The organism is Pseudomonas sp. CCI1.1, from assembly GCF_034348165.1.
In the GTDB taxonomy this organism is placed as follows: Bacteria; Pseudomonadota; Gammaproteobacteria; order Pseudomonadales; family Pseudomonadaceae; genus Aquipseudomonas; species Aquipseudomonas paracarnis.
Genome location: NZ_CP133780.1, coordinates 3827192 through 3845760, shown reverse-complemented (window position 1 = coordinate 3845760; position 18569 = coordinate 3827192). Strand labels below are relative to the sequence as shown.

The 18569-nt window shown below is 63.1% G+C and carries 19 protein-coding genes; 10 read left to right on the top strand and 9 right to left on the bottom strand.

Going from position 1 to position 18569, the window contains the following annotated elements; all coding sequences use genetic code 11:
- Nucleotides 1-11: 11 nt before the first annotated feature.
- Complete coding sequence (locus RHM69_RS17355; protein ID WP_200599821.1) at nt 12-4259, bottom strand: DEAD/DEAH box helicase; 4248 nt, start codon at nt 4257-4259, stop codon at nt 12-14.
- Nucleotides 4260-4425: 166 nt separating this feature from the next.
- Here RHM69_RS17355 and RHM69_RS17350 point away from each other — a divergent pair, with 166 nt between their 5' ends.
- Nucleotides 4426-5310: a sugar nucleotide-binding protein gene (locus RHM69_RS17350; RefSeq protein WP_072435451.1), complete on the top strand. Its 885-nt coding sequence runs from the start codon at nt 4426-4428 to the stop codon at nt 5308-5310.
- A 164-nt stretch (nt 5311-5474) separates the two neighbouring features.
- Here the strand turns inward: RHM69_RS17350 and RHM69_RS17345 are convergent, their stop codons facing one another.
- From RHM69_RS17345 to RHM69_RS17325, 5 genes are all read right to left on the bottom strand, one after another.
- Entirely contained in the window at nt 5475-6173 is a 699-nt protein-coding gene (locus tag RHM69_RS17345) for an OmpW/AlkL family protein (RefSeq protein ID WP_014720136.1), read from the bottom strand.
- Between the two features lie 147 nt (nt 6174-6320).
- Complete coding sequence (locus RHM69_RS17340) at nt 6321-6842, bottom strand: DUF3299 domain-containing protein (protein ID WP_020302441.1); 522 nt, start codon at nt 6840-6842, stop codon at nt 6321-6323.
- An 11-nt stretch (nt 6843-6853) separates the two neighbouring features.
- Nucleotides 6854-8119, bottom strand: a complete 1266-nt coding sequence (locus tag RHM69_RS17335) for an ABC transporter permease (protein WP_014720134.1) — start codon at nt 8117-8119, stop codon at nt 6854-6856.
- A gap of 1 nt (nt 8120) precedes the next feature.
- Complete coding sequence (locus RHM69_RS17330; RefSeq protein WP_014720133.1) at nt 8121-8831, bottom strand: ABC transporter ATP-binding protein; 711 nt, start codon at nt 8829-8831, stop codon at nt 8121-8123.
- A gap of 148 nt (nt 8832-8979) precedes the next feature.
- Nucleotides 8980-9579, bottom strand: coding sequence for a DUF2796 domain-containing protein (locus tag RHM69_RS17325; RefSeq protein WP_014720132.1), 600 nt, complete (start codon nt 9577-9579; stop codon nt 8980-8982).
- Nucleotides 9580-9708: 129 nt separating this feature from the next.
- Between RHM69_RS17325 and RHM69_RS17320 the strand changes: the two genes are divergently transcribed.
- Complete coding sequence (locus RHM69_RS17320; RefSeq protein ID WP_003194591.1) at nt 9709-10050, top strand: hypothetical protein; 342 nt, start codon at nt 9709-9711, stop codon at nt 10048-10050.
- Here the strand turns inward: RHM69_RS17320 and trxA are convergent.
- From trxA to RHM69_RS17305, 3 genes are all read right to left on the bottom strand, one after another.
- Nucleotides 10047-10919 carry a thioredoxin gene (trxA, locus tag RHM69_RS17315; protein ID WP_069868792.1) on the bottom strand — a complete coding sequence of 291 codons (873 nt, stop codon included), beginning with the start codon at nt 10917-10919 and terminating at the stop codon, nt 10047-10049. The two genes, RHM69_RS17320 and trxA, sit on opposite strands and share 4 nt — an antisense overlap.
- Nucleotides 10920-11044: 125 nt before the next feature.
- Nucleotides 11045-11701, bottom strand: coding sequence for a class I SAM-dependent methyltransferase (locus tag RHM69_RS17310; RefSeq protein ID WP_014720130.1), 657 nt, complete (start codon nt 11699-11701; stop codon nt 11045-11047).
- Nucleotides 11698-12153, bottom strand: coding sequence for a YbaY family lipoprotein (locus RHM69_RS17305; protein ID WP_003194586.1), 456 nt, complete (start codon nt 12151-12153; stop codon nt 11698-11700). The genes RHM69_RS17310 and RHM69_RS17305 overlap by 4 nt, the downstream gene beginning before the upstream one ends.
- A 139-nt stretch (nt 12154-12292) precedes the next feature.
- Between RHM69_RS17305 and nrdR the strand changes: the two genes are divergently transcribed.
- The 8 genes from nrdR to RHM69_RS17265 all read left to right on the top strand — a co-directional run bounded on the left by nrdR (nt 12293) and on the right by RHM69_RS17265 (nt 18522).
- Nucleotides 12293-12757: a transcriptional regulator NrdR gene (gene nrdR, locus RHM69_RS17300; RefSeq protein ID WP_019818855.1), complete on the top strand. Its 465-nt coding sequence runs from the start codon at nt 12293-12295 to the stop codon at nt 12755-12757.
- A complete protein-coding gene (ribD, locus tag RHM69_RS17295; RefSeq protein ID WP_200599818.1) occupies nt 12754-13881 on the top strand; it encodes a bifunctional diaminohydroxyphosphoribosylaminopyrimidine deaminase/5-amino-6-(5-phosphoribosylamino)uracil reductase RibD in 1128 nt (375 codons plus the stop codon). Before nrdR ends, ribD begins: the two co-directional genes overlap by 4 nt.
- A gap of 49 nt (nt 13882-13930) precedes the next feature.
- Nucleotides 13931-14593: a riboflavin synthase gene (locus tag RHM69_RS17290; protein WP_014720128.1), complete on the top strand. Its 663-nt coding sequence runs from the start codon at nt 13931-13933 to the stop codon at nt 14591-14593.
- 15 nt (nt 14594-14608) lie between these two features.
- Nucleotides 14609-15700, top strand: coding sequence for a bifunctional 3,4-dihydroxy-2-butanone-4-phosphate synthase/GTP cyclohydrolase II (gene ribBA / locus RHM69_RS17285; protein ID WP_003194579.1), 1092 nt, complete (start codon nt 14609-14611; stop codon nt 15698-15700).
- A gap of 87 nt (nt 15701-15787) precedes the next feature.
- A complete protein-coding gene (ribE, locus tag RHM69_RS17280; protein ID WP_003194576.1) occupies nt 15788-16264 on the top strand; it encodes a 6,7-dimethyl-8-ribityllumazine synthase in 477 nt (158 codons plus the stop codon).
- The gene (gene nusB, locus RHM69_RS17275) at nt 16261-16761 is read left to right on the top strand and encodes a transcription antitermination factor NusB (protein WP_014720126.1); all 501 of its coding nucleotides are present in this window, start codon (nt 16261-16263) and stop codon (nt 16759-16761) included. The genes ribE and nusB overlap by 4 nt, the downstream gene beginning before the upstream one ends.
- A gap of 18 nt (nt 16762-16779) precedes the next feature.
- A complete protein-coding gene (thiL, locus tag RHM69_RS17270) occupies nt 16780-17745 on the top strand; it encodes a thiamine-phosphate kinase (protein ID WP_019818852.1) in 966 nt (321 codons plus the stop codon).
- Nucleotides 17746-17799: 54 nt separating this feature from the next.
- Nucleotides 17800-18522, top strand: a complete 723-nt coding sequence (locus tag RHM69_RS17265; RefSeq protein ID WP_019818851.1) for a substrate-binding periplasmic protein — start codon at nt 17800-17802, stop codon at nt 18520-18522.
- Nucleotides 18523-18569: the final 47 nt, after the last annotated feature.

The window sequence follows — 18569 nt, the reverse complement described above, 5'->3', positions numbered from 1 at the left end:
GGCCCTCAAGGTCAGCGCCTGATCAACTTCTCCTGCACCGCCTGCTGATCCACCTCCAACAAAACCTGCTGCTTGCCCCCTACCATCACCGCCGCCGGCACCCCATCACGGTACACAACCCGGTTACCGCTTACCGCTGGCACCTTGGCTCCCGGCAACAGCGTGCCGACAAGATTCAACGGATCCGCCCCACACACCGCAATTAAACTCCCGTCATGGGGCCGTCGCCGCACCTCGCGCAGCAACGGTATCGCCTCCGGCAATGCAAACTGCTCTCCCGCCAACCCACTGACAAACCGCCCGCCACGGATCTCGCCTCGCGCCTCCAACCGATGGAAAGTGCGCAGCAACTCGCGCCAATTCGGTAACCAATCCGCCTCGCGCTCCAGCAGCCGCCAGAACACCACGCCATAGCGGCGCAGCAGGGTCATCGCCACATGCTCCAAGGTCTCGGCCGTATGCGCGCCGGCGGCGGTCGCCGAGCGGCGAACCAAGGCCCAACGCCCGGCGTCGTCCATACCGCCGACAAACGCCCCGCGCCCACGTCGACTGCTGCGCGCCTGGCGTTTGCTGGCGGGGGTGGTCAAGGCGCGCAGGCCGGCGAAGCTGTCAGCATTCACCAAGCCGGCGCCTACCAATTCCTGCAAGGCTGTCTCCAGCTCGCTGCGCAGCAAATGGGCCTCGTGTACCAGTTCATCGAAAAACAGCGCGCCATGTTCGCGCAGGGCCAGGTGGACCTTCTGCGTCTTGGGCGACAAGGTGGCGCTGTCGGCAGGCTCGGTCAGCCCGCTCCACAACGCTACCTGGCTACGGGGGAGCAAAACCACCGGGGTGCTGCGCAACGCCATGGCGCCGGCCTTGTTGCTCAGGCGCGTCCAGACCAGCTTGCCGCTGCGGCACAGGTCATCGAGCCAGGTCGATGAGTAATCCTTGATGCGGGCGCTGAGCAGGTCTGTGTCCCAGGCTGACGTGGCGGCGGCATAGCCTTCGAACTGGCCGACGATTTGCGGCAACACGGCGCTGCCCTGGCCGCGTGTGCTGTCGGACAGGTGCTGCCAATCGAACAGAAAGCGCATGAAATCCTGCAATGCCACCGGCTCGATTTCCCGGCGCAGGCGCTTGACCGTGTAGCGATGAATGCGCGCCAGCAAATGACGTTCGCACCATTGTTCTTCACCCACGCCGGGGCTGAAGTGACCGCGCAGCACGTAGCCTTCTTGTTCCAGGCGTGCCAGGGCCTGGGTAAGCGCCACCACCGGTAATGCCAGGGGCGCTGCGATCTCGACCAGGGTCAGTGGGCCGAAACCACTGAGGCGCGCACGTAGCACTTCCACCAGCGCTTCATCAAAGGACCAGGGCTCATCGAACCCCGGCAGCAACGGCAGATCGTTGGGATACAGCGCCTGCAAACAATTCAAGCGCTCTACGGCGACCCACATTCCGTTGGGCAACTGATAGGCCCGCCCGGCCTTGCGCAGTGCCTGCAACCATTGGGCCCATTGCGGCGTAACTTCGCCCGCTGCGATGCACGCCAGGCTCATCAACGCTTCATGCATTTCATCCAGGCCATTGGGCGCCGGCCAGGCTTCTTCGCGTACACCGGCGATGGCGTCGGCATCCAGGGCGCCCAAGTCGTCAGTGCTCTGCGGGTCGCTCCAGCGGCGGTTGAGCACGGCCTGGGTGCGGCGCTCTTCCAGGGGGGCGTCGTCGAGGAAGGTATAGGGTTTAGCGCTGAGGATTTCTGCGGCCATGGGCGAGGGCGCGGGCAGGTCGCGGCTGATCAACCGCACGTCGCCGCGTTCCATGCGCCGCAGCAGCGCCAGCCAGGCGTCGCTGTCCATGGCCTCGTGCAGGCAGTCGTCGAGGGTTTGCTCCACCAGCGGGTGGTTGGGGATTTCGCGTTCGCCGGCGAGGTTTTCCAGGCAGGCGATCTGGTCGGGAAATACGCTGGCGATCAGGTCTTCGCTCTTCATGCGCTGGATCTGCGGCGCCACCTTGCGCCCGCCGGTATAACGCGGCAGCGCCAGGGCCACGCCGGCATTCCAGCGCCAGCGCACACCGAACAGTGGCGCATCCAGCACGGCCTGGATCAGGATGTGCTCGGCACTGTTGCTGTTGAGGTAACGCCACACCTCATCCAGCGCGAAGCTGTGACTGGTGGACAACGACAGCACGATGGCATTTTCACTGGCCGCCGCTTGCAACTCGAAATTGAAGGTACGGCAAAAGCGCTTGCGCAAGGCCAGGCCCCAGGCGCGGTTGATGCGGCTGCCAAACGGCGTGTGGATGATCAGTTGGGTGCCGCCGGACGCATCGAAAAACCGTTCCATGATCAATGTGTCCTGGGACGGCAAGGCGCTCAGGGCCTGGCGCGACCGGGCGAGGTAATCCAACAGTTGGTCGGCGCTGGCGACATTGAGACCCAGGGTGCCGGTAAGCCAGTCGAGGGCCGGTTGCAGGTCGCCGGGCGTGGCGCCGAGCAAGCTGTCCAATTGCCCTTGCAAGCGGGCCACGGCCACCGATAACTCGTTGCTGCGCCCGGGGGCTTCACCCAACCAGAACGGAATGGTCGGGGGTTGGCCCTGGGCATCTTCGACCCGCACCTTGCCGGCTTCGACCCGTAGGATGCGATAGGAGGTATTGCCGAGCTGGAAGATATCCCCGGCGATGCTTTCCACCGCAAAGTCTTCGTTGACGCTGCCGATATTCAGGCTTTGCGGCTCCAGCAACACGCTGTAGTCGGCATTGTCGGGGATCGTGCCGCCGCTGGTTACCGCCGTGAGCCTGGCGCCACGGCGGCCGCGCAGGGTGTGGGTCACGGCGTCGCGGTGCAGGTAGGCGCTGCGCATGCCCTGGCGGCCGTTGTAGCCCTCGCTGAGCATCTGCAAAAGGGCCTGGTAGTGGCGTTCATCCAGTTCGGCGTAAGGCGCGGCGCGGTGGATAAGCGCCAGCAGCGCCTGTTCCGGCCATTCCTGGGCGCTGACCTCGGCGATGATCTGCTGGGCGAGTACATCGAGCGGTGCCACCGGAATATGCAAGGTATCCAGCTCGCCACGGCGCACGCAGTCGAGCAGCGCGGCGCACTCGATCAGGTCGTCGCGGGTGGTGGCAAACAGGCGCCCCTTGGGCGTGCCGCCGACCTGGTGCCCGGAACGGCCGACCCGTTGCAGGAAGCCGTTGATGGAACCGGGTGAGCCAATCTGGCACACCAGGTCCACTTCGCCGATATCAATCCCCAGCTCCAGGGACGCCGTGGCGATCAACACTTGCAGTTCGCCGGCCTTGAGGCGCTGTTCGGCGTCCAGGCGCATCTCCTTGGCCAGACTGCCGTGGTGAGCGGCCACGGCGGTCTTGCCCAGGCGCTCGCTCAAGTGCCGGGCCAGGCGTTCGGCCAGGCGCCGGGTGTTGACGAATACCAGGGTGGTGCGGTGTTCACGGGCCAATTGCGCGAGGCGATCGTAGACCAACTCCCACACGTCGTTGGCCATCACCGCCGAGAGCGGCACCGGCGGCACTTCGATCGCCAGGTCACGGGGGCGGGCGTGGCCGATATCCACAATGGCGCAATCACGTTCGGTGCCGACTAAAAAGCGCGCGACGGCTTCGATGGGTTTTTGCGTGGCCGACAAGCCGATACGGGTCAATGGCTCGGCACACAGCCCTTGCAGGCGCTCCAGGCTCAAGGCCAAGTGGCTGCCGCGCTTGCTAGCGGCGATGGCGTGGATCTCATCGACGATCACCGTACGTGTGCTGGCGAGCATGTGCCGGCCGGAATCCGAGCCGAGCAGCACGTAGAGCGATTCAGGAGTGGTTACCAGGATATGCGGTGCGCGTTTGCGCATCTGGGCGCGGTCTTTTTGCGGGGTGTCGCCGGTGCGCACAGCGGTGCGGATTACCAGCGGCGGCAGCCCCCGCTTCTCTAGATGTTCGGTAATGCCGGCCAGCGGATTTTGCAGGTTGATCTGGATATCGTTGGATAGCGCCTTGAGCGGCGACACATACACCACCAGGGTTTGGTCCGGCAGTTCGCCGCCGTTGGCCAGGCCTTGGTGCACCAGGTCGTCTAGCACTGCCAGGAAGGCCGTCAGCGTCTTGCCGGAGCCGGTGGGCGCGGCGATCAGCGTCGAGCGGCGCTGGCGGATCAACGGCCACGCCTGGGCCTGGGCGTTGGTCACCGAAGGAAAGGTACTACGGAACCAAGTGCTGACGGCGGGGTGAAAGCCGTGCAAACCCTTGTCCGTTGATTCGGGAAGGTTCATTCACCCTATATGCAACCGGCGGGGCCAAGTTGCAACCCCGCACTTTATCCGTGACGGTTGCGCTACAAACCCGCAAAATGCAACGATTCTGGCAACTACCTACGGCAAGGCGCACATGCCTGTCGTTAATAACCATCGTTCCAAACAGACCGGGCCTGCTCAATCTATGCGAATGCGCCTTATGTTACTGGGCGGCGGGAATGCCCTCGGGCAGGCGCTGATTCGCCTCGGTGCGGAGGAAGACATCGGTTTCCTCGCCCCCAAACCGCCCCAAGACGGCTGGGATGCCGCAAGCCTCACCCAATTGCTCGACGACACCCGTCCCGATGCGTTGATCAACCTCGCCTACTATTTCGACTGGTTCCAGGCCGAAGCCGTAAGCGAAACCCGCCTGGCCGGCCAGGAATTCGCCATCGAGCGCCTGGCCGAACTGTGCCAGCACCACAGCATCACCCTGCTGCAACCGTCCAGCTATCGTGTGTTCGATGGCTCCCGCGCCACGGCCTACAGCGAGAAAGACGAGCCGGTGCCCCTGGGCCTGCGCGGCCAGGCGTTGTGGCGTATCGAACAAAGCGTGCGCGCTACGTGCCCGCAGCATGTGCTGCTGCGGTTTGGCTGGCTGCTCGATGACAGCGTCGACGGCACCCTTGGGCGTTTCCTGGCCCGGGCCGAGAAACCCGATGAGTTACTGATGGCGGACGACCGGCGCGGCAATCCGACGCCGGTGGACGATGCGGCGCGGGTGATCATCTCGGTGCTCAAGCAACTCGATTGCGCCGCGCCGCTGTGGGGCACTTACCATTACGCCGGCCACGAGGCGACTACCCCGCTGGCGCTGGGGCAGGCGATTCTGACTGAAGCGCGCAACTTCCATCCGTTGGCCATCGAGTCCCCCACCGCCCAGGCCCACGCGGCGCGGCCGGACGCGGCAGAAGAACCGCAGCACGCGGTGTTGGCCTGCAAGAAAATCCTGCATACCTTCGGCATCAAGCCCAGGGCATGGCGGGCAGGCTTGCCGGCGCTTCTGGATCGCTTCTACCGCCATAGCTGACACCCCAAAACCAAAAGTGGGAGGGGACTTATGTGGGAGCTGGCTTGCCTGCGATAGCATCACCTGGGTATCACTGATACACCGTGGTGTCTGCATCGCGGGCAAGCCCGGCTCCCACATAAGCCCCCTCCCACTTGGGTTATGCGGTGTGGCGTAAACGGGACTTAGAACTTGTAGCCGATACCCACCATGTAAACCATCGGGTCTACATCCACATTGACCTTGGCCCGAGTGCCCTGGCCCAGCGCGTTGTTATCCACAGTCGCCTTGGTGCTGATGTCGATGTAGCGCGCCTGGGCGTTGATCATCCACTTGTCGTTGATCATGTAGTCGGCGCCGATCTGTGCAGCCCAACCCCAGGAGTTCTCGGCCTTGAAGTTGCTGAAGCCGGCCTGTTCGGCGCGGCTGCCCACGTGCTCGTCGTAGATCCAGGTGTAGTTGATACCGGCGCCCACATACGGCTGGAACGCGGACTTGTGGTCCAGCGGGTAGTACACGACGCTCAAGGTCGGCGGCAGGTGTTTCAGCGTGCCGAGCTTGCCGTTGGCGGCGCCGAGGGCGGTGTTCTTGATCTTCACGTCATGCTCGAACGGCGTGGCCGCAAGCAATTCGATGCCGACGTGGTCGGTGATCATGTAGGCGAAGTTCAAGCCCAATTGGGTGTCGCTGCTCATGGTCGCCTTGCCGCCCAGGTTGGTACCGGCCAATGGGCCCTGGTCAACCTTGACGCTGCTGCTGTCGGCCTTCGGGTTCACGGTAATTGCACCGGCGCGAACCAGAATGTCGCCCGCCTGGTGAGCGTGGGCGACGGGGGCGACGAGGGCGAGCGCGAAGAGGGACGCGCCGAGCAGAGACTTGTTCATGGGAGCTCCAAAGGACGTTTAAAAGTTGTACGTCCAATGGTAAAGATCGTTCCGTTCGGTCTTTTGACTCAGCTCAATGAAAGGGTGATCAGTCACTTTCGGCACTGATCAAAACCTGTGGGAGCTTCAGTGTGTTGCTGGTGGGGGTTATTCCTCCAGCTCGTACATATAAATCTTCTGGGCATCCATCTGGTAACCGGCATCGGCCAATTCGCTGGACGATGGCTTGACCTGCATCGCGCCTTCGATCCAGTACGGCTGATACAGCTCATCGAGCTTCACCCCCACCTCGCTTTTCACATGCACGATCTGGTTCGACGGCGGTGGCGGCACATGGATACAGGCGCCGAAATACGGCACCAGCAGAAACTCCGTGGTGCGGCCTTCTTCGCTGACTTCCAGCGGCACGATATACCCCGGCAAGCGAATGTGCTGGCCGTCCAGGCTCTGCACTACCGGCGCGTTGGGCAGGTCCTGCTTGGCTGCGGGCGCGGCCTCGACGGACAAGGCATCGGCCATGTTCGACAGGTCGTGCAGCGGCTTCATATTGGGCACTTCCGGCGGCGCGTCCGGCGGGATCATCTCCTGCCAGGACAAATCCTTGGGCTGTTCATCCGCCCACACCGGAACGGCCGTCAGCAGCAACAGGGCAAACAGGGCACGACGCATCGGAGCCTTCCTCATAAACGGATGGACAGGCCATCGGCCAAAGATTGTCGATAGGCGCGCCACGCGGGCACGCTGCCCATCAACAGGGCGGCTGCCAGGATACCGGCGAGCAACGTCCATTCATATTCGCTCGGCCACGACATCGGCAGGTCCAGGCCGTAGTTGGCCTGCAAATAACCCCGTGATGCGGCTATGCACAGGTACAGCAACCCCAGGCCCGCCAACACGCCAGACAAGGCCAGGGCAAAGGCTTCGAAGATCAGCAGCGTTGCGATGTGCCAAGGCCGCGCACCCACCGACCGCAGGATCGCCATCTCGCGGCGACGCTCGTTAAGGCTGGTGAGGATCGCCGTGAGCATGCCGATCAAACCGGTCAGCACCACAAACAGCGAAATCACGAACAAGGCTTTTTCGGCGGTGCCCATCATGCTCCACAGCTCTTGCAACGCCACGCCTGGCAGGATCGCCAGCATTGGCTCGCCACGGAATTCATTGATCTCTCTTTGCAAGGCAAAGGTGGAAATCTTGTTGTTCAGGCCGAGCATGAACGCGGTAATGGCTTGCGGCGTCAGGTCCATATTGCGGGCCTGGTCGGCACTGATGCGGCCTTTGCCCTGGGCCGGCACGCCGTTGTGCCAGTCGATATGAATCGCTTCCATGCCGCCGAGGCTGATATGCAGCGTGCGGTCCACCGGCGTGCCGGTACGCTTGAGAATGCCCACCACCGTAAACGGCTTGTCGTCATGCTTGACCAGGCTGACCACCGCCACGCCGTGGGCCAGCACCAGCTTGTCACCGAGCTTGTAATGCAGGGCGTCGGCCACTTCGGCGCCGAGCACCACTTCGAATGGGTCGGTGGCGAAGGCGCGGCCGCTGGCCAGCGCGAGGTTTTGCTTTCGCCCGTACTGGTAGTGCTCGAAATAGGATTCGTTGGTGCCCATCACCCGGTAGCCGCGATGGGAGTCGCCGAGGGAAATGGGAATCGCCCATTTCACTTGAGGGCTGGCGGCGAAGTGCTCGTAGCTGTCCCAACGGATGTTGTTGGTAGCGTTGCCGATGCGGAACACCGAGTACAGCAGCAGGTTGACCGAGCCGGAGCGGGCACCGACGATCAGGTCGGTACCGCTGATGGTGCTGGCGAAACTGTTGCGCGCCTCGACGCGCACACGCTCCACCGCGAGCAGCAAGCAGACGGAAAGCGCGATGGCAAACGCAGTGAGGATCGCGGTGAAGCGGCGGTTAGCCAGGCTGGCCATGGCTAGACGGAACAGATACATCTCAAACCTCTGCGGGCATGGCGGCGCGATTGAGTTCGGCCAGCGACAGGTTGCGGTCGAACAGCGGCGCCAGGCTCTGGTCATGGCTGACAAACAACAGGCTGGCGCCCGCTTCGCGGCATTCTGCGAACAGCAACTGCAGGAAGGCTTCGCGGGCGTCGTAGTCCAGGGCCGAGGTGGGTTCGTCGGCAATCACCAGTTCTGGCTGGCCGATCAGCGCTCGGGCAGCGGCCACCCGTTGTTGCTGGCCAATGGACAGCGAATCGGCGCGGCGTTCCAGCAGGCTCGGGTCCTTCAAACCCAGGTGCGCTAGCAAGGCCGCGGCGGCCTGGTCGACACTGCCGTGGCGCTGTTTGGCCCGTTGCGCGCGCAGCTTGGAAAAGTGGCAAGGCAGCTCGACGTTTTCGCGTACTGACAGAAACGGCAGCAAGTTGAACTGCTGGAAGATATAACCGGTGTGGTCCACACGGAAACGGTCACGAGCGCCGGCCGAGAGTTCGGTCAACTCCTGGCCGAGCAGGCGGATGCTGCCTTGGCTGGGTTTCTGCACGCCTCCCAACAGCCCGAGCAAAGTGGTCTTGCCACTGCCGCTCGGGCCCTTGAGGAACAGGGTTTCGCCGGGTTCCAGGCGGAACGCGGGGATGTCCAGCAACCGCGGGTGCCCGGGCCAGTTGAAGCCCAGGTCGGACAGTTCGATTAACGCTTGAGTCATGGGAATTCAGTGTCGCCTGGTAGTCGAAAATGGCGCCGATCCACTGTGGGAGCTGGCTTGCCTGCGATGGCATCGCTACGGTGTGCCTGCTGCACCGCATCGCCTGTATCGCAGGCAAGCCAGCTCCCACAGGGACTGTGCTTTCAAGTCAGAACTTCAGGGTGGCGGCGGTGGCCGTCGCGTCAACACCTTGCTGACCGCTCGGGCCGATCAGTTGTACCTGAATTTTCTGGGTGGCGGGGAAGGTCTTGAACACTTGGCTCAAGTCCAGGTTGCCCAGGCCCGTCGGCGTGGCGCAGGTGAACTGGTAATGGGCGTGGATTTCACTGTGGTCGTGATCATGCTTGTGGGCGGCGGCGCCTTTGCCGTCGGTGGCGTGGTCATCATCGTCATGCTCGGCTTCTGGTTTGTCACCGAACAACGGGCTGTTGAGTTCCTGGCTGCTGACCACGCAACCTGCGGCCTTGGGCAGGTTGAACAGTGCCGATGGATTTTCCAGTTGCTTGCGCACGGCGGCGACCTTGGCTTTGTCGGCGGCGCTGGTCGCTACATGTTCGAAGCCCACCAGGTTCATGGCCGGGCTGTCCAGTTCCAGCTCCAGGGCCTGGCCGTCCAGTACGGCATTCAGGCGCCCGACGCCATGTTCATGGGCGCCGAGGCTGCCGTGCTCGTGGTCATGGTCTTCATGGGCATGAGCGACAGCCAGTGGCAGCAGGGCAAACGGCAAAGCAAGCAGCAAACGGCGCATGAGAGGGCTCCAGGATGAAAGTTTTGTTATGTGATCTTATAACAATTGATCCGAGAGTTTGACCGCCCGCTTGGTGTTGCGCAAGCTGCATGGGAGCATGCCCGTCAGAAAAATGCAGGAGTAAGGACGATGTTGCGAATTCGTGGAACCATCGGCGACCTGCCGGTGGACTTGACCCTGGAGCTGGACGACGGCGATTGGGCGCGATTGGGTGCCCAACTGCAGGCCACACCAACGCCCAGCGCGCCCACTGCGGCTCCGGTCAAACAGAACGAGGACCTGTGGCAGAACGCCCAGGATTTGCTGCGCAAGGCCGGACAACTCAATGGTCTGGAATTGCTCGATCAACTCGAAGGCTTGGCTGGCGATGCCGGGGCGGGCAAGCGCCTGCTGGTGCGCCTGCGCCACAGCGCCAAGGTGAAGGTGAGCAGCGGCGGAGATACGCCGCTGTACAGTTGGATCGGTGATTAATACAACGCGGCAAACAACTTGCGGCGGTACACCGTGACCAGCGGGTGATCATTGCCCAGCAATTCGAACACTTGCAGCAAGGTCTTGTGGGGCAGGCCTTCGCTGTAGCTGCGATTGCGGATAAACAACTTGAGCAAACCTTCCAGCGCCGCGTCGTATTGCTGGCGCGCCAGTTGCTGGACCGCCAACTGATAGGCCGCTTCGTCATCCTGCGGGTTTTGCGCCAGGCGGCTTTTCAGCTCGGCAGCGTCCGGCAAATCCGCCGCCTGGCGCAGGAAGGTGATTTGCGCCTTGGCCCCGGCCAGGGCAGCCTTGTGGTCGTCGCTCTTGACCGCGTCGAGCACGGCCTGGGCTTCACCCAGCTCACCGCGCTCGGCCAGGCAGCGTGCATAGAGGATCAGGGCGGCGGCGTTGGTATTGTCCTCGCCCAACAATTGCACCAGCAACGCTTCGGCCTCGCTGATGCGCCCTTCGCTGAACAGCGCCTGAGCCTGCTCCAACGGGTCCGCCGCAGCCGGCGGTGGCATTTGCACATGGGGCTCCAGCATCGCCCGCACGGCCGACTCCGGCTGTGCACCGGCAAAGCCGTCCACCGGTTGGCCATCCTTGAACAGTACCACCGTCGGCAGGCTTTGAATGCCAAAACGCGCCACGATGTCCTGTTCGGCTTCGCAGTCGATCTTGGCGAGCAGCAACTCACCCTGATAACTCTCGGCAATCTTCGCCAGCATTGGCATCAGTGCTTTGCAGGGTGCGCACCACTCGGCCCAGAAATCGACCAATACAGGCTTTTCGAAGGAGTTCTGGATAACGGCCTGATCGAAGTTGGCGGTGGTGACGTCGAAGATGTACGGCGTGGGCTCACTCATGGGGCGTCTCGAATAAAGCGGGAATGGGGGCAACTATAAGGGCTGGCGAGGTTGGCTGAAAGCATCGTGGTAGCTCCCACCTTGAAATGCATTCCCCTGTGGGAGCCGGCTTGCCCGCGATGGCCTCAAGCACGCCGCGAATGGTACAGGCTCACCTTGCGAAACTCCCACGGCTCGGCCAGATCTGGCAGGGTCAAGGCCTCGAGGATCTCCAGCCGCTGGTAATCCGGATGCTGGAAATCCCGTACCCGCGAATCCGCCACCAGCGCTTCGCGGCCACGGGTGAGGAACTGATCCAGCAACGGCAGGTTGGCGCGGTCATAGAGCACGTCGGCCACCAGAATCAGGTCGAAGCGGTCGGCTTCGGCAAAAAAGTCTGCCGAATAACTCAGCGCCACCTGGTTGAGTTCGGCATTCGCACGGCAAGCGGCCAAGGCCAGTGGGTCCAGGTCGCAGGCCACCACCTCCAGGGCGCCAGCCTTGACGGCGGCGATCCCGGCTACGCCCGAACCTGCGCCGAAATCCAGCACGCGTTTGCCGGCGACCCACTCAGGATGCGCTGCCAGGTAACGCGCCAACGCCAGGCCGCTGGCCCAGCAAAAACTCCAGTAGGGCGGCTCATGCAGGATACGCCGGGTTTCTTCCTGGCTGAAGGCACGGTCCATGTTGTCGGCGTCCAGCAACCACAACGACAACGCGGTACCCGGCAACGGGCAGGGCACCAATTGCGCATCGCCAATCAACGCGCTCAAGGCGTGTTGCAGGCCCAGCGGTGGCGTCATGGCGCCTTGACGAGTTGCAGGGGGCCGGTGCTCTGGGTGATCGCCTGGGTGACGCGCACGGCAGGCAGATGCAGGATCAACTGGCCGGACTGGCTGGCGCGGCCGCGCAATTCAACGCGGGCACCGGCCGGGAAGGCTTCAGGGTTGAAGCGCAGGCGGAAGGCCAAGGGCTTGCCGTTGCCGCTCAGTACGCTGCTGGCGAGCAGTTGCTGCGGGCGCGAACGGTCGTCGATCACCAAGAGCGCCATCTCGACTTCGGCACCAGCGGGCACGTTGGTCAGGCTGCCGCTGATTTCGCGCTGATAGGCGGGCAGGGGGCCGAGGTCTTCAATGCCCGGGACTTTTTTCTCTTGCGCCGGTGTTGGTTGAGGCGCGGCCGGCTTGGGGGCTTCGCTGCTGCAGGCGACCAGAAAACTGAACAGGCTGAGTAGAACGAGTGGTCGTAACTGCATGTACGGCTCCAGAAAGGACAAAATCCGTGGCTTAAAAATATGAAACATATAAGCCTGCCTATATACCGTAAAGGCTATGGCTTGTCTTGCCACAGGGATGCGCTACCATGGCCCTCCCATTTTTTGTTGCCTGCCAACCATGCACTGTCCCTTCTGCGGTGCCAACGACACCAAGGTCATCGACTCGCGTCTGGTCGCCGAGGGCGACCAAGTGCGTCGCCGGCGCGAATGCCTGGCCTGTGGTGAACGTTTCACCACCTTCGAAACCGCCGAACTGGTGTTGCCGCGTCTGATCAAGTCCGACGGCAGCCGCCAGCCTTTCGACGAAGAAAAACTGCGCGCCGGTATGCAGCGCGCCCTGGAAAAGCGCCCGGTGAGTGTCGAGCGCCTGGAAGCGGCGCTGGTGCATATCAAGCACAAGCTGCGGGCGACCGGCGAGCGCGAGGTCAAGAGCCTGGTGGTCGGTGAGCTGGTGATGGGCGAGCTGCAAAAGCTCGACGAAGTCGCCTATATCCGTTTTGCCTCGGTGTATCGACGCTTCCAGGACCTCAACGAGTTCCGCGAAGAGATCGACCGCCTGGCCCGTGAGCCCTCCAAACAATGACATCTGAACAGGCTGTGCTCGACGCCCACTACATGGCCCGTGCCCTCGAATTGGCGCGCAAGGGCCTGTACACCACCCACCCCAACCCGCGGGTTGGCTGTGTGATCGTGCGTGACGGGCAGATTGTCGGCGAAGGCTGGCATGAGCGCACCGGCGAGCCCCATGCCGAGCCCAATGCCCTGCGCGCCGCTGGCGACAAGGCCCGTGGCGCGACGGTGTACGTGACCCTTGAACCGTGCAGCCATCATGGCCGTACGCCGCCCTGTGCCGATGCGCTGGTGACCGCCGGCGTCGCGCGGGTGGTGGCCGGCATGCAGGACCCGAACCCCGAAGTGGCTGGCCGAGGCATGCAACGCCTGGCCCAAGCCGGTATCGAGGTGCGTAGCGGTGTGCTGGAAACTGAAGCGCGGGCGCTTAACCCCGGCTTCCTCAAGCGCATGGAGTACGGTCTGCCGTTTGTGCGGGTCAAGCTGGCGATGAGCCTGGACGGCCGCACGGCGATGGCCAGCGGCGAAAGCCAATGGATCACCGGCCCCGCCGCCCGTGCTGCGGTGCAACGCTTGCGTGCCGAGGCCAGTGTGGTGTTGACCGGTGCCGACACGGTACTGGCCGACGGTGCCCGCTTGACCGTACGCGCCGCCGAACTGGACCTGGACGACGCAACCACCGCCCTGGCCATGTCGCGCCCGCCGTTGCGCGTGCTGATCGATGGCCGCCTGCGGGTGCCGCTCAACGCGCCGTTCTTCAAGGCCGGGCCGGCATTGGTCATCACCTGCGTGACTCCGGAGAACCAGTTCCCCCGGGGCCCTGAGTGCCTTGTGGTTCCAGGTGTGGAGGGCCAGGTTGACCTGCGCTCGGCGTTGGTCGCCCTGGCTGCCCGTGGCGTCAACGATGTGTTGGTGGAAGCCGGCCCAAGCCTGGCCGGCGCGTTTGCCCAACAAGGCCTGGTGGATGAATACGTGATATTCATCGCCGGCAAGTTCCTCGGCTCCGCTGCCCGCCCGTTGCTGGACTGGCCGCTTGATAAGTTGGCCGATGCTCCCCAACTCAAGATCACCGAAATGCGCGCTGTGGGCGACGACTGGCGAGTCACTGCCATCCCCGTCCCAGCAGTGAGCGTATAATTCCCGGCCTGCGCTTGAGCGTCAGCCCCCTCGTTTTCAGGAGAACGAAATGTTCACCGGCATTATCGAATCCATCGGCAGCATCCGTGCAATGACCCCCAAAGGCGGGGATGTCCGCCTGCTGGTTGAAACCGGCAAGCTGGACCTCGGCGACGTCAAGCTGGGCGACAGCATCGCCGTCAGCGGCGTGTGCCTGACCGTCATCGAGCTGCCGGGCAACGGCTTTGCTGCCGATGTCAGCCGGGAAACCCTGGACTGCACCGCGATGAACGATCTTGCGGCCGGCAGCCCGGTCAACCTGGAAAAAGCCCTGACGCCCACCACCCGCCTGGGCGGTCACCTGGTCAGCGGCCACGTCGACGGCGTCGGCGAAGTGGTGGCCCGCAGCGAGAACGCCCGCGCGGTGGAATTCCGCATCCGCGCGCCCAAAGAGCTGGCCAAGTACATCGCCCACAAAGGCTCGATCACCGTCGACGGCACCAGCCTGACCGTGAACGCCGTGAATGGCGCCGAATTTGAACTGACTATCATTCCCCACACCCTCAGCGAAACCATCATGGCCTCGTACCAGCCGGGTCGCCGGGTGAACCTGGAAGTGGACTTGCTTGCCCGTTACCTGGAGCGCCTGTTGCTGGGCGAAAAGGCCGCAGAGCCTGCATCAGGCAACATCACCGAAAGTTTTCTGGCCGCTAACGGCTACCTGAAATCCTGACCAAGGGGGTGCCGCGTGGCGCTCAATAGCATCGAAGAACTGGTTGAAGACATCCGCCAAGGCAAGATGGTCATCCTCATGGATGACGAAGATCGCGAGAACGAAGGCGATATCATCATGGCCGCCGAAGCGTGCAAGCCCGAGCACATCAACTTCATGGCCAAGCACGCCCGTGGGCTGATCTGCATGCCCATGAGCCGCGAACGCTGCGAATTGCTCAAGCTGCCGTTGATGGCGCCGCGCAATGGCTCGGGTTTCGGCACCAAGTTCACCGTATCCATTGAAGCCACCACGGGCGTCACCACCGGCATTTCCGCCGCTGACCGCGCCCGCACCGTGCAAGCCGCCGCCGCGAAAGACGCCAAGGCCGAAGATATCGTGAGCCCCGGCCACATCTTCCCGCTGATGGCCCAACCGGGCGGTACCCTGGCCCGTGCCGGCCACACCGAAGCCGCCTGCGACCTGGCGCGCATGGCCGGTTTCGAGCCAAGCGGGGTGATCTGCGAAGTGATGAACGACGATGGCACCATGGCCCGTCGTACTGAACTCGAAGCCTTTGCCGCCGAGCACAACCTCAAGATCGGCACGATCGCCGACCTGATTCACTACCGCATGATCCACGAACGTACCGTTCAGCGGATTGCCGAGCAGCCCCTGGACAGCGAACTGGGCCAATTCAATTTGGTGACCTACCGTGATTCAGTGGAAGGCGATGTGCACATGGCCCTGACCCTGGGCAACATTTGCGCCGAAGAACCGACCCTGGTACGCGTACATAACATGGACCCACTGCGTGACCTGTTGATGGTCAAGCAGCCCGGTCGCTGGAGCCTGCGCGCCGCCATGGCTGCGGTTTCCGAGGCTGGCAGCGGTGTGGTGCTGTTGCTCGGCCACCCGCTGGACGGTGATGTATTGCTGGCGCATATCCGCGAAACCGCTGACGCCGTGCCGGTGAAAAAACCGACCACCTACAGCATCGTCGGTGCCGGTTCGCAGATCCTGCGCGACCTGGGTGTGCGCAAAATGCGCCTGATGAGCGCACCGATGAAATTTAATGCGATATCCGGATTCGACCTGGAAGTTGTAGAATACGTGCCCTCCGAATAAAGCCGGCGATTCTTGCCCCTTGTTCGCGGTTAAATCATCACTGAGGGACGCACTTTTCGCGTCCCGGCTCTTTAAGAGATTTGTCGAATGACCCTGAAGACCATCGAAGGTACCTTCATCGCCCCCAAAGGCCGCTATGCCCTGGTGGTTGGCCGCTTCAACAGCTTCGTGGTTGAGAGCCTGGTAAGCGGTGCGGTTGACGCCCTGGTTCGCCACGGTGTGAGCGAGAGCGATATCACCCTTATCCGCGCGCCTGGCGCCTTCGAAATTCCACTGGTTGCGCAAAAAGTTGCTCAGCAGGGTGAATACGCGGCGATCATCGCCCTGGGCGCGGTCATTCGTGGCGGCACCCCGCACTTCGAATACGTGGCCGGCGAATGCACCAAGGGCCTGGCCCAGGTGTCCATGGAATTCGGCGTGCCAGTCGCTTTCGGCGTACTGACCGTTGATTCCATCGAGCAAGCCATCGAGCGTTCCGGCACCAAAGCCGGTAACAAAGGCGCTGAAGCTGCCTTGTCCGCCCTGGAAATGGTCAGCCTGCTGTCGCAGTTGGAGGCCAAGTGATTTCCGACGAAAGCGATCAGTTCAACCCTCAGGACCCGCGTCCTGCCGATGCCGGCAAACCGTCCAAGAGCGAGAAGCGCCGCAAGGCGCGTCAACTCGCGACCCAGGCGCTGTACCAGCGTCACCTGGCGGGCGCTTCGCTGAACGAAATCGAGGCACAGTTTCGCGTCGATAACGATTTCACCTTCGCCGACCAGAGCTACTTCCACGACATCCTGCACGGCGTGCACGCCAACCTGACCGAGATCGACACAGCCCTGGCGCCATGCCTGGACCTGACCATCGAAGAGCTCGACCCGGTTGAGCTGTGCGTGATGCGCCTGTCTACCTGGGAATTGCTCAAGCGCGTTGACGTGCCGTACCGCGTCGTGATCAACGAAGGCATCGAGCTGGCGAAAGTCTACGGTTCGACCGACGGCCACAAGTTCGTCAACGGCGTGCTCGACAAGCTGGCCCCGCGCCTGCGTGAAGCCGAAGTGAAGGAACACAAGCGCTAATCTGCGCTTGATTCCTCAATGGGTGAGTTTGAGCTGATCCGCACATACTTCGCCGCCGCGCCCTGTGCGCAAGGTGGCGAAGGCATTGCCCTGGGGATCGGCGACGACTGCGCCTTGCTGGCGCTTCCCGCCGGGGAGCAACTGGCAGTCTCCACTGATACGCTGGTGGCTGGCGTGCATTTTGCCGACCCCTGTGACCCGTTCCTGCTCGGCCAGCGCTCGCTGGCCGTGGCGGTGAGCGACCTGGCCGCCATGGGCGCCCACCCCCTCGCCTTTACCCTTGCCCTGACCACGCCGAGCGTCGAAGCCGATTGGCTGCAACGCTATGCCCAAGGTTTGAATGCCATGGCGCAAAACTGCGGCGTGGGCCTGGTGGGCGGCGATACCACCCGTGGGCCGCTGAGCCTGACCCTGACCGTGTTCGGCCGCGTGCCGGCTGGCCAGGCCTTGACGCGCAGCGGTGCACAGCCGGGCGACCTGCTGTGTGTCGGCGGCGAGTTAGGCAATGCCGCTGGCGCGTTGCCGCTGGTATTGGGGCAACGCACGGCTGACGCAGCAATCGCCGAGCCGCTGCTGGCGCATTACTGGTCGCCGCAACCGCAGTTGGCCCTGGGGCTTGCGCTGCGGGGCAAGGCGACAGCGGCGATGGATATCTCCGATGGGCTGTTGGCCGACTGTGGGCATATCGCCAAGGCGTCAGCGGTGCGCCTGGTGGTTGAGCGCCACCGGTTGCCGTTGTCCGAGGCCTTGCTGGCGTTTGTTGGTGAAGACCAGGCTCACGTGGCGGCGTTGAGTGGGGGCGACGACTATGTGCTGGCGTTCACCTTGCCACCGTCCGAGTTAGCGCCGTTGCAGGCGGATGGCTGGCCGGTGCATGTGGTCGGCCGGGTCGAAGCGGGGCAGGGCGTAACGCTGCTCGACGTCCACGGCCAGGACATCACCCCGGCTGTGCGCGGCTACCAGCATTTTCGCCAGGCGCCCTAAGCCGGCGGTCTGCGCTACCCTTTATACGATTATCCCGAGTAAGAGGCCGTGACTATGGCTGCATGCCGCTGGCTGCTGATCGTGCTGTGTACCTTCGCTTCCCTGGCCCAGGCGGACACTCCCATGCCCGGCAAAATCGTGCTGGCCAGTGAGGAGTGGAACGACTACACCAACAAAGATGGCAGCGGCCTGGCCTGGGACCTGTTGCGCCAAGTCTTTGAACCGGCTGGCATCACCGTGCACATCCGCAGCGTACCCTATACCCGCTCGGTCGGCCTGGCCCAGCGTGGTGAGGTGGATGGTTGTGTCGGCACCTATCGCGATGAGGCCAGCGGTGTGTTGTACCCCCGCAGGAATTTCGACGCCGATCATGTCTACGCCCTCGGGTTGGCCACTGCGCCGACACCGACCCTGGCGACCTTGGGCAACTATCGCCTGGCCTGGGTGCGCGGCTATAAATACGAGGAATACCTGCCCACCGTGCGCCGCTTCAACCAGATCGAGCGGCGCAGCGGCATTCTGCCAATGCTGCAACACGGCCGTGCCGATTTTTATATCGACGCCCTCACCGAAGCCAAATACGTGCTCAGCCAGGCGCAAGACCCGGCGCTGTTCAAACTCACCCATATTGCTGAACTGCCGCTCTACGTAGGCTTTGCCGACACCGCGCGCGGCAGGGCATTGATGGCCATGTATGACCAGCGTTTGGGCATCCTGGTCCAGACCGGTGAGCTGAAAGCGATTTTCGAACGCTGGAAACAGCCGTATCCGTTCTGACGCCCATAGAACTGACTCAAAGGCCAATCGAACCTATTGATCTTTAT

What these genes read in the sequence shown, in the direction of transcription:
- RHM69_RS17355 (WP_200599821.1), bottom strand. Translation starts at nt 4,259, where the DNA reads ATGAACCTTCCCGAATCAACGGACAAGGGTTTGCACGGCTTTCACCCC.
- RHM69_RS17350 (WP_072435451.1), top strand. Translation starts at nt 4,426, where the DNA reads ATGCGAATGCGCCTTATGTTACTGGGCGGCGGGAATGCCCTCGGGCAG.
- RHM69_RS17345 (WP_014720136.1), bottom strand. Translation starts at nt 6,173, where the DNA reads ATGAACAAGTCTCTGCTCGGCGCGTCCCTCTTCGCGCTCGCCCTCGTC.
- RHM69_RS17340 (WP_020302441.1), bottom strand. Translation starts at nt 6,842, where the DNA reads ATGCGTCGTGCCCTGTTTGCCCTGTTGCTGCTGACGGCCGTTCCGGTG.
- RHM69_RS17335 (WP_014720134.1), bottom strand. Translation starts at nt 8,119, where the DNA reads ATGTATCTGTTCCGTCTAGCCATGGCCAGCCTGGCTAACCGCCGCTTC.
- RHM69_RS17330 (WP_014720133.1), bottom strand. Translation starts at nt 8,831, where the DNA reads ATGACTCAAGCGTTAATCGAACTGTCCGACCTGGGCTTCAACTGGCCC.
- RHM69_RS17325 (WP_014720132.1), bottom strand. Translation starts at nt 9,579, where the DNA reads ATGCGCCGTTTGCTGCTTGCTTTGCCGTTTGCCCTGCTGCCACTGGCT.
- RHM69_RS17320 (WP_003194591.1), top strand. Translation starts at nt 9,709, where the DNA reads ATGTTGCGAATTCGTGGAACCATCGGCGACCTGCCGGTGGACTTGACC.
- trxA (WP_069868792.1), bottom strand. Translation starts at nt 10,919, where the DNA reads ATGAGTGAGCCCACGCCGTACATCTTCGACGTCACCACCGCCAACTTC.
- RHM69_RS17310 (WP_014720130.1), bottom strand. Translation starts at nt 11,701, where the DNA reads ATGACGCCACCGCTGGGCCTGCAACACGCCTTGAGCGCGTTGATTGGC.
- RHM69_RS17305 (WP_003194586.1), bottom strand. Translation starts at nt 12,153, where the DNA reads ATGCAGTTACGACCACTCGTTCTACTCAGCCTGTTCAGTTTTCTGGTC.
- nrdR (WP_019818855.1), top strand. Translation starts at nt 12,293, where the DNA reads ATGCACTGTCCCTTCTGCGGTGCCAACGACACCAAGGTCATCGACTCG.
- ribD (WP_200599818.1), top strand. Translation starts at nt 12,754, where the DNA reads ATGACATCTGAACAGGCTGTGCTCGACGCCCACTACATGGCCCGTGCC.
- RHM69_RS17290 (WP_014720128.1), top strand. Translation starts at nt 13,931, where the DNA reads ATGTTCACCGGCATTATCGAATCCATCGGCAGCATCCGTGCAATGACC.
- ribE (WP_003194576.1), top strand. Translation starts at nt 15,788, where the DNA reads ATGACCCTGAAGACCATCGAAGGTACCTTCATCGCCCCCAAAGGCCGC.
- thiL (WP_019818852.1), top strand. Translation starts at nt 16,780, where the DNA reads ATGGGTGAGTTTGAGCTGATCCGCACATACTTCGCCGCCGCGCCCTGT.
- RHM69_RS17265 (WP_019818851.1), top strand. Translation starts at nt 17,800, where the DNA reads ATGGCTGCATGCCGCTGGCTGCTGATCGTGCTGTGTACCTTCGCTTCC.